Genomic DNA, 15,043 nt, shown 5'->3' with positions numbered 1-15,043 from the left:
AAAAACTAGTCTTACGGTATTATAAATAGGAATAATTGTTCCAAAAAATAAATAGCAAAAGAAAATGATTTAAAATACTATATTACAGGTGTTTAAGTATTTTCTGCGAAAATAAAAAACTGTAGAAATTTGTAAAATCCACACAAAAGTGTAGAAATTTTACACACTTTTAATACGATTATTATTACAACAGTGGTTTTCTACGATTAGACTTTTTTAAAGCTTGTCTTTTTTTGCTTTCTAATCGTTTTTTAATAGAAGATTTAGTGGGTTTAGACCGTTTTCTTGGTTTAGGAGCAAGCAAGCTTGCTTTTAAAATATCCAAACATCTACTAATTACAAGTTCTTTATTTCTATGTTGACTTCTAGTATCCCCACAATTTAAAATGAGCTCACCAGATTTGGTAATTCTTGAAGTCAACTTTTGAGTAATTCTTAATTTTTCTTCATCAGTCAACCCTTTAGAATCCAAAATATTAAAAACAAGCTCAACTTTAGAAGACACCTTATTAACATGCTGGCCTCCTGCGCCAGAACTTCTAACCGCTTTAAATTTTAATTCATTAATTATGATAGCAGTGTTCACGAGAAAAGTTTTACTTGATGTGCTGACTTTAATAAATCATTTACCGTTTTAACAGGATTAAAAGTAGTTAGCGGAACTTCTACAAAAACACTAATCCAATTTGCCATAGCTCCATTCCACAAACCTGGTAACTCTAATGCTTTTAAAACCTTACCATTAAGTGATTTTGTCGTTATGAATCCAGCATCTGGGTCTACAAAATTCAATAAATTAAATTTATTCCCTTTATAATCGCGAACGCCACAAACTAAATCTACTGGATTAAAATGAGTAGCACTTTTTAAAATATCCTGCTGTCTATTGTCCTCGGAGTTTATCTGAGGTGTTTCGATAATTTGTAAAACCAGTCTTCCATTTTCTTTTTTAATCCAAAAAGGCCCTCCACCAGGTTCTCCTTCGTTAATTACCATACCACAAACTCTAATAGGCCTATCTAATGATTCTTTTAAAAATTGAAGTTTATAATTTTCTGAAAACTTATCAAAATCCAAAGGCAATCTCACATTAAGCTGTTCCACCAAAAACTTCTTGATATCCTTTAATTCCGCTTCTGTAGGAGCTTCTTTATCAATTGCATTTAATATTCTAAACGCTTCATCCTGAATCTCAATTAACTTACCAGCTAATACCTTTTTATACCCAGACACTTCGTCTTGATATTTCCTAACCACGACATTATCAATATTTTTAATATATATAATATCAGAATCTAAATCATTCAGATTTTCAATTAAAGCTCCATGTCCTCCTGGTCTAAACAATAACGAGCCATCTTCTTTTCTAAATGGTTCATTATTTTCATCTACTGCAATCGTATCTGTTTCTGATTTTTGAAAAGAATATGTAATTATAAAATTTGTATCAGTCTCTGCTTCTACTTTTTTCTTAATTCTCTCGAATTCATCTTTAAAAGCGTCTAAATGTTCTTTAGAAATGGTAAAATGTAATTTAGAATCACCATTCATATTTTTATTATATCCAGCAGCTTCAAACAAATGTTCCTCAAAAGAAGTCGATATGCTATTCGTATATTTATGAAATGGCAACAACCCTTTTGGATATACCCCAAAATTCAATCCTTTTTCCTTCAACATCATTTCCACAAAAATATGAAGCTGTCGCCCTTCTGAGAGTGATGCAAAATTAGGGTAAGCACTTTTCACTTTTTGCATAACGATATCATAGAAAGGAAACTTCTCTAGTCCTATTAAAAAAAGCCGAATTGCATTAGCTTTCTCATGATTGGTATATGAATTTAAACTTTCTTTTTGATACTCATAATTATCTAAAAACTTGAACAATTCCTTAAACATTCTCGTTGCGGCTCCAGAAGCAGGAACAAATTTGGTTGTATCTAGATTAGCAGATCTTGACTCATATAATTTAGTTAACTCAGATTGATAGTGCTCAGAAAATTTTAAAATTCCATTATCTAAACTAGCTGCGCTTCTTAAGGCTACAAAAGGAATTTCGTTCTTAAATGTCTCTATCTGAGATAATACTTTTTCTACAGTTAATTCTTTTGATCTTATTAGTTTAATATCCTTATCCGTAATATTCACTTTGCTTCTTTTATTAATTGGTCAATGATAACTTTTGCTTTCTTAAAACGAGTATCTGGATCTCCTTTTAATGTAACATAATTACAATTATTTTCTTCTAAAGATTCTTTGAAATTCAAAAACATCTCTTCTCTCTGATCCGGCTTATCCCTTAAATCATCCGGAACCCAAGGAGTGTCAATATAAGTTAAAAGATACAAATCATATGTGTTTTCTAGCGAAAATTTCTCTATAACTTCTGGGACCAATCCATCATAATAAGCCTCAGAATAGACTTTAATCTCCAAAAGATTTGTGTCACAAAAGATTATTGGATCATCTTTTTTAATCATTTGATTTTCTAACTTCATTTGTCCCGTAGCAATGGGAATCAAATCTTCATAGACACAAACTTCTTTAAGTCTATTCCATTTATCTTGAAGATATATTCTCATATATTCTGGCACCCAAGAAACATTATAATGATTTGCCAATTGTCTGGATAAAGTAGTTTTACCCGTTGATTCAGGGCCAAATAATACAATTCTTATACAGTCACTGGGTTCTTGTCTAAGCTTTTCTTCCATCCTAAATATCCTTGAATTGCCATAAATGTAAATATCACATACTGAAAACTGGTAAAAGTAAACCCTTTATAAAAGTACAAAGGAATAGAAATAATATCTCCTATAATCCAAAAAATCCAATTCTCTATTTTTCTTCTTGCCATCAACCACATCCCAACAAAAAATATTGCTGTTGTCAATGTGTCTACATATGCGGTCCAATCATTCCATTTATCAAATGTTCTATAAACAACAAATACAAAAATTAAAGTACCAATAAAAATTAAAAATTCTATTTTCTTTTCTGTAGAAGTTGCTCTAGAAATGGGAGTTGTATTTGTTTCATCTATTTTCTTTGTCCATATATACCAACCATATATACTCATCACAAAATAATATGCATTGATCATCATATCACCCAATAACGACCATTTTAAAAGTAAATACACATAAATAGAAGTACTGATTAATCCGGTAGGATATACCCATATTTTATTAAACCAAGCAAAAAAAACACTTGCTATCCCGAATAATACTGCAATAACTTCTAAAGAAATATCTAGTGTAGAATATTCCGAATATTGTCCGAAAAGGAAATCAAAAATTTGGCTCATAGTCACTTCTATTACTTTTCACCATTTTCATATAAACCAAAACATGCTCCATATCCCCAAAGGCTTTCCTAATTTCTTTAGTTAAAAACGGCATTACCTCATCATAACCTCCATATACCTGAGTACTCAAAGGATTTTCTAATACTATAAATTTTGAATCTCTAAGTCTTTTTATAAACTTAATAATGTGTTCTTCAAAATCATTTTGTAAAGGGGTAAGTGTTAACTCTATTGATATCTGCATCTTGTCAAATTTTCAAAAATTCTAGTTCTTATACTCAGACATAGGGCAAAGCATATACACAGGTAAACCCATCAAATTCTAAAAAAGTTATATCATAATGACTAATCGTTTCATTATAATGAATACTGCCTGCAGTAAAAGGCATATTTAGATCAAATGGCATGATGTGTATATTTTGCTCAAAACTCAACCCTGCAGTACCATATAATTTATATAAGGATTCTTTTGCTCCCCAAATAACGGTCAACACTCGGGTTTTGTCCTCTTGTTGATTTACAAAATCTTGTTCAGAATCTACAAACTTATGAGCAATTCTAAGAATTTTTTCGCGTTGTTTTTCAATATCAATACCCACAAGTTTATCGCTTATAATAATTCCTGCATACTCGTAAGAATGTGTTATTGAAATTTGCTTTCCATCTTTTAGATGTGGCTTACCAAAATCATCATAATATAAATCGTGATCATTGTATCCAAAAACTGCTAATAAATGACGGACACTCATAAACCCTCTTCTATGCATATCAGATTTCATATTATCAACGCGATTCTGACAATGATCTGTTAACTTAATTCCTTCCGACAGCGTCTCAAAAGACTCTTCTATCTTCCAAATCAATATATTAGTACTATCATCTACTGTTATAGTTTTGTAAAGAGGCATGTGAATTCTTAAAGTTATTATGTACCTTTGCAAACTGAAATTCAGGACATCAGTATCTTGATTTTCAGGAGACGAATTTAGAATAATTTAGTGCGAAATACTAAAATTATTGCACTTCATAAACATAAAACAGATACTATGAGTACCAAAACAGTACCTTATGTTCCTTACAAAGTTAAAGACATTTCATTAGCTGCCTGGGGAAGAAAAGAAATCGAACTAGCAGAAGCTGAGATGCCAGGTCTTATGTCCCTTAGAGAAGAGTATAAAGACGAACAACCTCTTAAAGGTTCTCGTATCGCAGGATGTCTTCATATGACTATCCAAACTGCTGTGTTAATAGAAACATTACAAGCTCTTGGTGCAGAGGTTACTTGGAGTTCTTGTAACATATTTTCTACACAAGATCAAGCTGCAGCTGCTATTGCTGATGCAGGGATCCCTGTATATGCTTGGAAAGGCATGAACGAGGAAGAATTTGACTGGTGTATTGAGCAAACTTTATTCTTTGGAGAAGATCGCAAACCATTAAATATGATTCTTGATGATGGTGGTGATTTAACAAATATGGTATTAGATCGTTATCCGGAATTAGCTGAAGGAATTAAAGGTTTATCAGAAGAAACTACAACAGGTGTTCATAGATTATACGAAAGAGTAAAAAACGGAACATTACCAATGCCTGCTATCAATGTAAATGACTCTGTTACTAAATCTAAATTTGATAACAAATACGGATGTAAAGAAAGTGCAGTAGATGCAATAAGAAGAGCAACCGATGTGATGCTAGCAGGAAAACGAGTTACTGTTTGTGGTTATGGTGATGTTGGTAAAGGTACTGCAGCTTCTTTTAAAGGTGCAGGAAGTATAGTTACTGTTACCGAAATTGATCCTATCTGCGCATTACAAGCTGCTATGGACGGTTTTGAAGTAAAGAAACTAGAAACTGTTATTGGAAATAGTGATATTGTTATTACTACTACTGGAAATAAAGATATCGTTCAAGGGCAACATTTTGAAGCCTTAAAAGACAAAGCTATTGTTTGTAACATTGGGCATTTTGATAATGAAATCGATATGGCTTGGTTAAACGAAAAGTATGGCCACACTAAAGATACCATCAAACCTCAAGTCGACAAGTACAACGTAAACGGAAATGATGTAATCATTCTTGCAGAAGGCCGTTTAGTAAACCTTGGTTGTGCTACTGGTCATCCAAGTTTTGTAATGAGTAATTCATTCACAAACCAAACATTAGCACAAATTGAGCTTTGGAAAAACAGTGAAAGCTACAAGAATGAAGTATATATGCTACCAAAACATTTAGATGAAAAAGTAGCAAAATTACACTTAGAAAAGATCGGAGTAGAATTAACAGAATTAAGAAACGATCAAGCTGAATATATTGGTGTAACTGTTGAAGGTCCTTTTAAACCTGAACATTACAGATACTAAAATCAGATAATAATTCCTCTACTTAAAATTGAATTTAAGTTTTTAGCAGGAATATATTATAAAAAACTCCTTGTTTTAGACAAGGAGTTTTTTTATCAGCTTAAACCATAAATAGTTTACAACCCCAATCTACTTAAATCGTAGAAATAAAAATCCTTTTGCTCATTCATTGCAACAAAAAGACCCTTTGTAAAAGTAGTACCCAAGGGAATTGTAACTACATCACACCCATCTGTTGCCGTAGTTCCTAAATTTATAGCCTTAATATAGCTATTATCTTTTCTAGAGAAAACATTAAATTGTCCTTTTTGCTGATCAGACACAATTAAAAAACCCTGACCATTTTCTTTGGAAGCAATCGCAATACCTTCAATATCTTCTTTAAAAAATTCACCTCCAAAAAAAGCTAATTCTTCATTTCCCATCTTAACGTCTGCATAATATTTTCTAATACCAACACCTTCATCAGAATAATATACAAACCCAAGCTCATCGTCTACAGCTATTGCTTCTATCTCCTTTTGCTTACTAAACTTTCCAAATTTCCTAACTAACTTAGCATGTACTCCCAAACTATCACTTACCAATTGATATTGGTAGAGGTAATCATTTTCGGGGCCTGATTTCCTGCTTACAATTGCGGTAACACTAAGGTTATCCGGATTTTTATACAAACCTATTCCCATAGGCCTTCTTAACTCTAGATTTTTTTCATCTTCAAAAACAGGAAAACCACCATCATCAAGTGGTTTCATATCAGGAACCGAAAATAAGCGGATTTGATTTTTTTCTCTTTCAGTAAAAACAATAATATCTGTTGTAGTAGAATCATTTAACCTAAATCCATATTCCAAATCGATATTATTTGGGTATTTTATATCTCTGATCACTTTTTCAGGAATTACCTTCCCATCTAAATCAAAGGCATAAATAGCTCCATTAGTATCTTTATCAGTTCCAAAAATTATACTTTTTGAAGGATCAGTTGGATGAACCCATATAGCAGGGTCATCAGTATCATATAACACTTTTTCTGTAATCAAATCTGGTTTGATTAACGGTTCTTTTTTATCGCACGAAATAATAAGTGAAGCACTCACTACAAGAATTAGTCTATAAATTTTCATAAAATAAATTATCTGTATTATTTCTTAAAAAGATCATATTTCAAACCAAAAGTAAGGCGCCTTTCGTAATATTCTGCCTGCATTATTCTTTCTGATATTCCCTGATAAAAACGTAGTGGTTGATTGGTAATATTATTTAAATCTGCATAAACACTTAAATTCTTCGTAATTGCATAGCTTACATTAAAATCCAGAAAAAACTGTTTATCATAATACCTGTCTTCAAAAGAGTTTCCACCTATCTCATCTATATATGCATCAGAAAAATTGGCAGACAATTGTAAGCTTAGCTTATTGTTGTTATATCCTAAAGATCCGTTAAACATATTTGGTGATGTATTCGGAAGATCGAGATCTGATCGTTCTTCTCCATCTTCATTTCGGATTCCATCTGCACTAGAAGTAAGAAATGTGTAATTAAGATATACACTAAAATTCTTAGCAAAACCAGGTAAAAAATCTAGTTGACGTTGAATAGATAACTCTGCTCCAAAAATAGAAGCCTTTTCTCCATTAAGTGGCTGAAAAATATCAAACCCCTCTGTACCTGCACCAAATCGATCATCCTCAGTTTCTCCTCTAAAAGTATAAATAAAATTATCTATTTTTTTGTAAAATAAACCTCCAGATAATATTCCAACTGATTTAAAATAATGTTCAGCCATTACATCAAAATTCATAGAAGTAGTTGGGTCAAGATCAGGGTTACCTGTAACAATCTCCTCATCCCCAAATAATACATCAAGAGACGGCACTAAATCAACATAATTGGGTCTTGCTAATGTATTGGTCCAAGCAAATCTAAAAACGGTTTGCGAATTAAGATCATATTTCAAATGTATTCCTGGCAACACATTTATATATGATTGCTCTTCTGTTACTTCACCCACTCTATTTTCTTCATCTTCAATTTGATTTCCAGTAGCATTAATTTTGGTATGTTCTAATCTAATACCTGCCAATACGCTAAACTTTTCTGAAAGCTTTTGATTCGTCATAAGATATCCTGCCAACACATCTTCTTCTACATCATAATTAGCTCTTAAAAACTCATCAGGAACTGATTCTCCATCCACGAGACTAAGACTTCCTAACCATCTTTCATCTGCATATAATCCGGCCTGATATTGACTTCCAGCAAGAAAATCAGGATCACTATAACTACGGGTAGGAACATTTCCCAACGTAGGAACACTTCCTTCTAAATCAAATTCAAAAAAGTCATTATCTCTTAATTTACTTTTCAATCTACTTCGTATTCCAAACTTTATAGTTCCATTACCATTACCAAAAAAATCAGAGGATAATTCAGCATTTACAAAGAAGTTAATATCTTGCTCTTCTGTATATTGATTTTCTTCGGTAATCTCACCAAATTCAAAAGCAGATACATCATTAGCATCAGTACTATTAACAGGCGTATATATCGGAAATTCTGGATCAGAGTTATCATTAATTATACTATATTCTGATTGATATTCCGCATATCTTTCATTAAGCCTTTCCTCCGATGCTTTAGCAAATGAGGCCATCCAATCTATCTTAACATTCCCAAACAAATGATCTCCACCTAAACTATAATTCTGCATACGCTGATCTTCTAATCTTCGGTTTTTACTCCTATTATTATCTATTCCGCCTTTCGTTTGTCGCGCTACTTCGACAGGAAAACGGGTAAGATTTCCATTTACCACCTCAAAATCGCCTGCTTCGATATCTTCCGCATCTAACATTTGATGCTCTAAACGAAACCTATTTTCTCTATCATCGCGCCAGTTATAAATTGTTTTCAGATACATCGAATTGTTATTATCAAATTCGTAATCAAAATTTGCTGCAAAACTTCTTCTAATTCTCTGAACGAGATATGTTCTTATCTGAAATTCATTAGTATACGGATTTACAGAAACCTCATCTAATATTGGTTCGCCATCAGCATCATCGACACCTGTATAAAACTCAAACTCATCTGTCCATTGCGCCTCGATATTGTCAGACCCAAAATCATTATCGTTAATTGATGCTGATAACATCCATCCAAACTTTTTGTTTTTAGATCGATCTCCAACTAAAAAGGAACCATTTAATATTCTTTTATCTGTAATGAAATTAATTCCTGAACCCAAGGTAGCAGAAAGCCTAAACCCTTGTGGAGCTGTTCTAGTTACTAGATTAACAGACCCTCCTAAAGCATCCGCCTCCATATCGGGAGTTACTGCCTTATTAACCTCTATGGTTTGAATCATATCGGACGGTATTAAATCCATTTGTACATTTCTATTATCACCTTCTGCAGAAGGGATTCTACTTCCATTTAATGTTACAGAATTTAACTGAGGAGATAAACCTCTTACAATAATATTTCGTGCCTCTCCTTGATCTACCTGCATAGTTATCCCTGGAATACGCTTTACCGCATCTCCAATGTTAGCATCAGGAAATTTTCCTATTTGATCCGTTGATACTACATTAGTAATATTAATATTATTCTTCTGCGTATTTAAAGCTCTTGCTTGCCCGCTATTTCCATAAGCCGAAATAGTAACATCATCTAATTGAACACCTTCTGCTTGTAGTGATAAAGAGACAAAAGTAGTTCGAGAAGAAGAGACATTTACTTTTTTTTGTAAATCAGCATATCCAAGATATTTCACTAAGATCATATAGCTACCTTCCTCTATATTTACAAGTGTAAACTTTCCGTCAAAATCAGAAATGGTAGCTTTGTTTATCGAATTAATTATAATAGAAGCTCCTGGCATGGAAATTCCATTCTCATCGGTAATAATTCCTTTAACAGAACCTTTTTGAGCATGTACAAAATGTATACTCAAAAAGAAAATGAGCGTTACAGATACTAATTTTAGTAATTTGATTGGTGTCATTTGTTAGTGTTTTAAAATCACTATAAAACTACTGCTACACAATGTTTTACTTTAAAAACGTAAAGCAACAAAGGATAAACATTTTTCTTAATAACGATAAACAACAAGGCAACAATTAAGATTTATTTACATTACAATAACATAGACTAAAAGAACAGTGTATTTTTCTGGTTTTTATTACAAAGCAATCATAAAATTAACCAACTCTTCTTTCTGATTGATAGGTAATTTTTTTCGTAATCGATAACGAGCTACTCTTACACTATCTGGAGTAACTCTAAGAATGGAAGCAATTTCTTTTGAAGATAAATTGAGTCGTAATAACATTCCTAAACGCAATTCTGAAGGTGATAGTTTGTCTTCAGATAACTGGGATAATCTCTTAATAAAATCTGGATGAATCTCTTTAAAAAAATTATGGAATTCGTCCCATTCTCTTTCTTGCTTTAAGTTGAAATTAATCTCTTTTACTATACGTTTTATATTGGTATTTACATCTATCCCTTTTCTATCCGCTATATTAGATAGGGTAGAAGACAAATCAGATAAAATTTTATTTTTCTGAGACAGATGAAGGCTATATCTGGATAATGTAGATGTCTTTAAGTGAATTTCCCTTTGTAAGTTTTTTTCTTCAAACTCCTTCTTCTCTAATTCTGCTTTCAAAGTTCTTTGTTCAAACTCCTGAATTTTTAAGCTCTCTTTCCCTTTCTTTCGATAATAAATATATAGGACACTTACAATTAACATAATAGCAGCTAAACTAACTAATAACAGATTTTGATTAGCACGACTAATTTCTTTTTGTTGCAATAATGTACTTATTTGAGCTTCTTTTCGTTTGGTTTCATAAATTACCTGAAGTGTATTCAGTTGATTAATATTTTCAGACAGAATAAGCTCTTCATTAATTTTTTCACTTTTGGAAAGATGATCAAAAGCTTTTTTAAAATCTCCCATAAGGTTATAAGTTTTAGAAAGATCCTTGTGAGCGCTTTTAATTTGATATTTATCATGAAAATACAGTGCCCATTGATGCGCTTTATTGGTATATTCGATAGCCTTACTATAATTTCCAGTTTTTCTACATATATCTCCTAGATTATTAAAAACACTGATTTTTCCAGCCTTATCCATTTTTTCAAAGTACTCATTTGACTTTTTAAAATATTCATAAGCTACATCATACTGTTCTAAATCTTCGTATATACTTCCTAAGTTTTCATTTACAACAGCAACACCTTCAATATTCTGAAGTTCCGAGAATATTTTAAGACTCTCTTTTTGATATTGCAAAGCGCTAAGGTAATCGCCTTCTTTTTCAAAACAAGACCCTAGCAATCTTTTAGCAATAGCTACTCCTTTTTTATATCCGAATTTAGAGGATATTAATTTGCTCTGATTAAAATACTGCTTGGCTTTAGGAAAATTCTTTGTAGAGAGATATATGTTACCTATCTCGTTTTTCAGAAGGACAAAAAGAGTGTCTTTCTCTTCAATTAAAACTAGAGCCTTATTATATTGTTCTAAAGCTTCATCATATACTCTTGCATTTTGATAAAAGCTACCTAAAAGATAATACTTCTCAGCAATACTAATAGGTGATCCTTTTTTCTGAGCAGTTCTTAACTCTACTCTTAAAACCTGCAATGCATCATTAATCTGTTTCTTATCTTTTTCTAAACTATTATCAACCTGTGCAACAACTTTACAAAAAGAAATGATTAACAATATACATATAAGTAACCATGACAATTCTTGTCTCATAAAAATCTATTCCAAAACTCTTACTAAAAAGTAAAAATCTTATAAATCTAGTGATACACCTATTATAGAATGTTATTTAGATATTATTTTTATGTTACACCTTAGTCTTTTATTTCCTCTTTCGGAAAATATAGCTCATCCATACGGGATCATTTTCCTCGGACACCACAGATTGACGATCTACGAACTCCCAATTAGCAGCATTCATATAGTTTAACAAATCAGAAGTCCCTTCTAAATCTTCGATTTCCTTAATCGTAATCTGCTTACCTTCCAATGATCTTTGCTCTTGTACTTTCACCCTTTTAACTCGCCCACTATTATTAGCTTTTTGGACTACGATGATTTCTAAATAATCGTATTTTGGTATTTCCTGGGATATTCCTATGCTTGTGATTAATAGAAAAACAAAAAAGAACAAAATTTTATGCTTTGATAATTTCATAAGAGTTATAGTTTAAGAGTTATAGTTTAAATAAAAAGCCCTTTTCAAATTAATTTGAAAAGGGCTTCATCTTTATTACAAAGGAAAATATTCTTATGCTTCAAAAGGAACTATAGAAACATAAGATTTATTATCTTTTTTCTTAGTGAATTTAACTACACCGTCTACTCTTGCGTGTAATGTGTGGTCTTTACCAGCATAAACATTCTCACCTGGTTTGTGTGCCGTACCTCTTTGTCTTACAATGATGTTACCGGCTATGGCAGCTTGTCCACCAAAAATCTTAACACCTAAACGTTTCGATTCTGATTCTCTACCATTCTTAGAACTACCAACTCCTTTTTTATGAGCCATTTTCTTAAGGTTTTATATCGTTAATAATAACGGAGATTATTTTTCAATCCCGCCGTCTAATTTATCTTGCCATTCTTTTAACTCGTCCCACTTACCATCAGCAGCCATTTCAGCTTGCTTAGGCCAAGTATCAGGAACATGATTTCCACGTACGTCTTTAATGAACTCTGCAATTTGCTTAGGATCTGCTTTAGAAAGATCAGCAAAAGTAACGATTCCATTAGCCTTTAAAGTTTCAGCTATTTTTGGTCCGATACCTTCAATCTTTTTTAGATCATCCGCTTTAGCTGATTTCTTAGGAGCAGCTTTCTTTGGTGCTTCTTCCTTTTTAGGAGCAGCAACTTTAGCTTCTACTTTCTTTTCAGTTTTTGGTGCAGCTTTTTTAGCTTCTTTCTTTGGTGCAGCTTTTTTAGCTCCAGAAGCAACTATACTTTCAATTACGATTTCAGTAAGAGATTGACGGTGACCATTTTTAACACGGTATCCTTTACGTCTCTTTTTCTTGAAAACAATAACTTTATCACCTCTAAGGTGTCTTGTGATTTTTGCTCCTACTTGAGCTCCATCTATAGCCGGGGCGCCTAAAGTAACTTTGTCTCCATCTGCAGTAAGAAGTACTTTGTCAAAAGAAACTTTATCTCCTTCTTCTCCTGCTAAACGATGAACAAAAACTTTTTGGTCTTTTGCAACTTTAAATTGCTGCCCTGCTATCTCTACAATTGCGTACATAGCGTAACGTTTAATTAATTTTTTATATAAAGAACTATCACTTATCTAAAATAAGCGGATGCAAATATACTGCTAATTAATTAACTGACAAATATTTTACGCTTTTATAGGAGGAGAATTATGAGTTTTTTTTATGTTCCAGCTTTCTTTTAATAATTGCATAAAAGACAATGTTAAGACAAAGGTAGTTGCAAAACCCATAATAGCTGCTACAAACACTACTATTCCTACACCCACATGGTAATGCGAACTCCAATTAGCTAGCATTTCTGGAAGAAAATTAGTATTTATATTGGTAACATAAATAGCAAAGAAAATAGTAAAAATAAGAGTAGCATTGAACCCTGTGAACAATCCAGCCATAAAGCCTTTTTGATATTCAAATTCGCTTCTCTTTTCGAATTTATAATCTTTCATAGCTTTATACAATCCAAAGGCAACAATTATTCCATTACCTAAACTAAAAACGGGATTTGTTTGCACCCCAAATAATGATAAAATTAGAAAATACGCAATCAGCCCTACTGCGATTAAAGAACCATATCTAACGGGAATTGTAGACTTTTTCATAATTTTTATTATTTAGATTTAACAGAAATTTATGGATAATTAGTCATTCTTTGGCTTAAAGAACTGTTAATTTATTAAAAACAAGTACTTTAGGTCGATAAAATTCTTTTTCGTTAAAATCATAACAAAATGCGATCTTTGCAAAAATTCAATAAACAAAATTATTACTAATGAAAAATAAACTTTACACAATCGCTTGTGCGCTCTTGATTGGAATTTCCGGAAGTGCTCAAGAAGTAGAATTTACAGAATATGACTTAGATAATGGTCTACATGTAATTTTACATCAAGAAAATAAAGCACCTGTAGTAACTGTAGGTGTTATGTATCATGTAGGAGCAAAAGATGAAGAAAAAGGAAGAACCGGTTTTGCTCATTTTTTCGAACACCTATTATTCGAAGGGACAGAAAACATAGAAAGAGGAAAGTGGTTTGATATCGTTTCTGCAAACGGTGGAAGAAACAACGCTAACACTACTCAGGATAGAACTTATTACTACGAAACATTACCTTCTAACAATCTAGAACTAGGGTTATGGATGGAATCTGAACGTATGTTACATCCTGTAATCAATAAAATTGGAGTAGACACCCAGAATGAAGTTGTAAAAGAAGAAAAAAGACAACGAATAGATAATGCGCCTTATGGTAAAATTATTTACAAGACTGGGATAAATAAATATCTGTTCAAAAAACACCCTTATGGTCAATCTGTGATCGGAAGTATGGAAGACCTTGACGCTGCTAAACTTGATGAGTTCGTAGCTTTTAATAAAAAATACTATAACCCAAATAATGCAACCTTAGTAGTAGCCGGAGATATCCAAATTGAAGATGCTAAGAAAATGATTTCGGATTATTTTGGTTCTATTAAAAATAATGGAGAAAAAATAACAAGAACGACAATAGTAGAAGATCCTATTACATCAGAAATCACTGCGGTAGAAAAAGATGCAAACATCCAAATCCCTGCAAAAGTATTAGTATACAGAACGCCTAAGCAAACTGAAAAAGACGCCTATGTGTTAGATTATATCTCTACTATTTTAACAGGAGGAAACAGCTCTAGAATGCAGAAAAACATGGTAGAGGATAAAAAAATGGCATTACAAGTAATCGCCTTTACAGATTCTCAAGAAGACTATGGCACTTATCTAATGGGAGCTTTACCTCTTGGAGATGTTAGTTTAGATAAACTTCTAGCAGAAATGGATAGCGAAATCGAAAAGTTACAAAATGAACTAATTTCTGAAAGAGAATTCAAAAAACTTCAGAATCAATTTGAAAATAACTTCGTAAACTCTAACTCCAGTATCGAAGGAATTGCAAATTCACTGGCTCGTTACAACATGCTTTATGACGATACTAATCTTATCAATAAAGAAATTGAAATCTACAGATCAATTACCAGAGAAGACATTCAAAATGTTGCTAAGAAATATCTGAATAAAAATCAACGTCTTAATCTTGACTACTTACCGGAGTCAAGCAAATAA

Annotated in this window: 15 protein-coding genes; 2 read left to right on the top strand and 13 right to left on the bottom strand. The window is 32.1% G+C overall.

From position 1 onward, the window contains the following. Positions 1 to 184: 184 nt before the first annotated feature. The 6 genes from arfB to H526_RS0120865 are packed head-to-tail and all read right to left on the bottom strand — an operon-like array spanning position 185 to position 4,215. A complete protein-coding gene (arfB, locus tag H526_RS0120890) occupies positions 185 to 586 on the bottom strand; it encodes an alternative ribosome rescue aminoacyl-tRNA hydrolase ArfB (RefSeq protein WP_027394812.1) in 402 nt (133 codons plus the stop codon). Continuing rightward, positions 583 to 2,148 carry a DUF4301 family protein gene (locus H526_RS0120885; RefSeq protein WP_027394811.1) on the bottom strand — a complete coding sequence of 522 codons (1,566 nt, stop codon included), beginning with the start codon at positions 2,146 to 2,148 and terminating at the stop codon, positions 583 to 585. The genes arfB and H526_RS0120885 overlap by 4 nt, the downstream gene beginning before the upstream one ends. Next, positions 2,145 to 2,714 (bottom strand): AAA family ATPase, encoded by a 570-nt coding sequence (locus H526_RS0120880; protein ID WP_027394810.1) that lies wholly within the window; start codon positions 2,712 to 2,714, stop codon positions 2,145 to 2,147. The genes H526_RS0120885 and H526_RS0120880 overlap by 4 nt, the downstream gene beginning before the upstream one ends. Then, positions 2,675 to 3,307, bottom strand: a complete 633-nt coding sequence (gene pnuC, locus H526_RS0120875) for a nicotinamide riboside transporter PnuC (protein ID WP_027394809.1) — start codon at positions 3,305 to 3,307, stop codon at positions 2,675 to 2,677. The genes H526_RS0120880 and pnuC overlap by 40 nt, the downstream gene beginning before the upstream one ends. After that, positions 3,291 to 3,551, bottom strand: coding sequence for a hypothetical protein (locus H526_RS0120870; protein WP_027394808.1), 261 nt, complete (start codon positions 3,549 to 3,551; stop codon positions 3,291 to 3,293). The genes pnuC and H526_RS0120870 overlap by 17 nt, the downstream gene beginning before the upstream one ends. Before the next feature lie 34 nt (positions 3,552 to 3,585). After that, positions 3,586 to 4,215 carry a 4'-phosphopantetheinyl transferase family protein gene (locus H526_RS0120865; RefSeq protein WP_027394807.1) on the bottom strand — a complete coding sequence of 210 codons (630 nt, stop codon included), beginning with the start codon at positions 4,213 to 4,215 and terminating at the stop codon, positions 3,586 to 3,588. A gap of 138 nt (positions 4,216 to 4,353) precedes the next feature. Here H526_RS0120865 and ahcY point away from each other — a divergent pair, with 138 nt between their 5' ends. Continuing rightward, positions 4,354 to 5,670, top strand: coding sequence for an adenosylhomocysteinase (ahcY, locus tag H526_RS0120860; protein ID WP_027394806.1), 1,317 nt, complete (start codon positions 4,354 to 4,356; stop codon positions 5,668 to 5,670). A 116-nt stretch (positions 5,671 to 5,786) separates the two neighbouring features. Here ahcY and H526_RS0120855 read toward each other — a convergent pair whose 3' ends face one another. From H526_RS0120855 to H526_RS0120825, 7 genes are all read right to left on the bottom strand, one after another. Continuing rightward, positions 5,787 to 6,797 carry a phytase gene (locus tag H526_RS0120855; protein WP_027394805.1) on the bottom strand — a complete coding sequence of 337 codons (1,011 nt, stop codon included), beginning with the start codon at positions 6,795 to 6,797 and terminating at the stop codon, positions 5,787 to 5,789. 17 nt (positions 6,798 to 6,814) lie between these two features. Continuing rightward, positions 6,815 to 9,682, bottom strand: a complete 2,868-nt coding sequence (locus tag H526_RS0120850; protein WP_027394804.1) for a TonB-dependent receptor — start codon at positions 9,680 to 9,682, stop codon at positions 6,815 to 6,817. A 177-nt stretch (positions 9,683 to 9,859) separates the two neighbouring features. Further along, positions 9,860 to 11,449: a tetratricopeptide repeat protein gene (locus H526_RS0120845; protein WP_027394803.1), complete on the bottom strand. Its 1,590-nt coding sequence runs from the start codon at positions 11,447 to 11,449 to the stop codon at positions 9,860 to 9,862. 109 nt (positions 11,450 to 11,558) lie between these two features. Then, on the bottom strand, positions 11,559 to 11,894 hold the full coding sequence (locus H526_RS0120840) for a hypothetical protein (RefSeq protein ID WP_027394802.1): 336 nt from the start codon (positions 11,892 to 11,894) through the stop codon (positions 11,559 to 11,561). A gap of 93 nt (positions 11,895 to 11,987) precedes the next feature. Continuing rightward, entirely contained in the window at positions 11,988 to 12,248 is a 261-nt protein-coding gene (gene rpmA, locus H526_RS0120835; RefSeq protein WP_027394801.1) for a 50S ribosomal protein L27, read from the bottom strand. 36 nt (positions 12,249 to 12,284) lie between these two features. Beyond that, positions 12,285 to 12,977: a 50S ribosomal protein L21 gene (gene rplU / locus H526_RS0120830; RefSeq protein ID WP_027394800.1), complete on the bottom strand. Its 693-nt coding sequence runs from the start codon at positions 12,975 to 12,977 to the stop codon at positions 12,285 to 12,287. Between the two features lie 96 nt (positions 12,978 to 13,073). Continuing rightward, a complete protein-coding gene (locus H526_RS0120825) occupies positions 13,074 to 13,547 on the bottom strand; it encodes a DUF4199 domain-containing protein (protein WP_027394799.1) in 474 nt (157 codons plus the stop codon). A 170-nt stretch (positions 13,548 to 13,717) separates the two neighbouring features. Between H526_RS0120825 and H526_RS0120820 the strand changes: the two genes are divergently transcribed. Further along, positions 13,718 to 15,043 carry a M16 family metallopeptidase gene (locus tag H526_RS0120820; RefSeq protein ID WP_027394798.1) on the top strand — a complete coding sequence of 442 codons (1,326 nt, stop codon included), beginning with the start codon at positions 13,718 to 13,720 and terminating at the stop codon, positions 15,041 to 15,043.

This window comes from Aquimarina latercula DSM 2041 (assembly GCF_000430645.1).
GTDB lineage: Bacteria > Bacteroidota > Bacteroidia > Flavobacteriales > Flavobacteriaceae > Aquimarina > Aquimarina latercula.
This window is presented reverse-complemented; position numbering and strand designations above follow the sequence as displayed.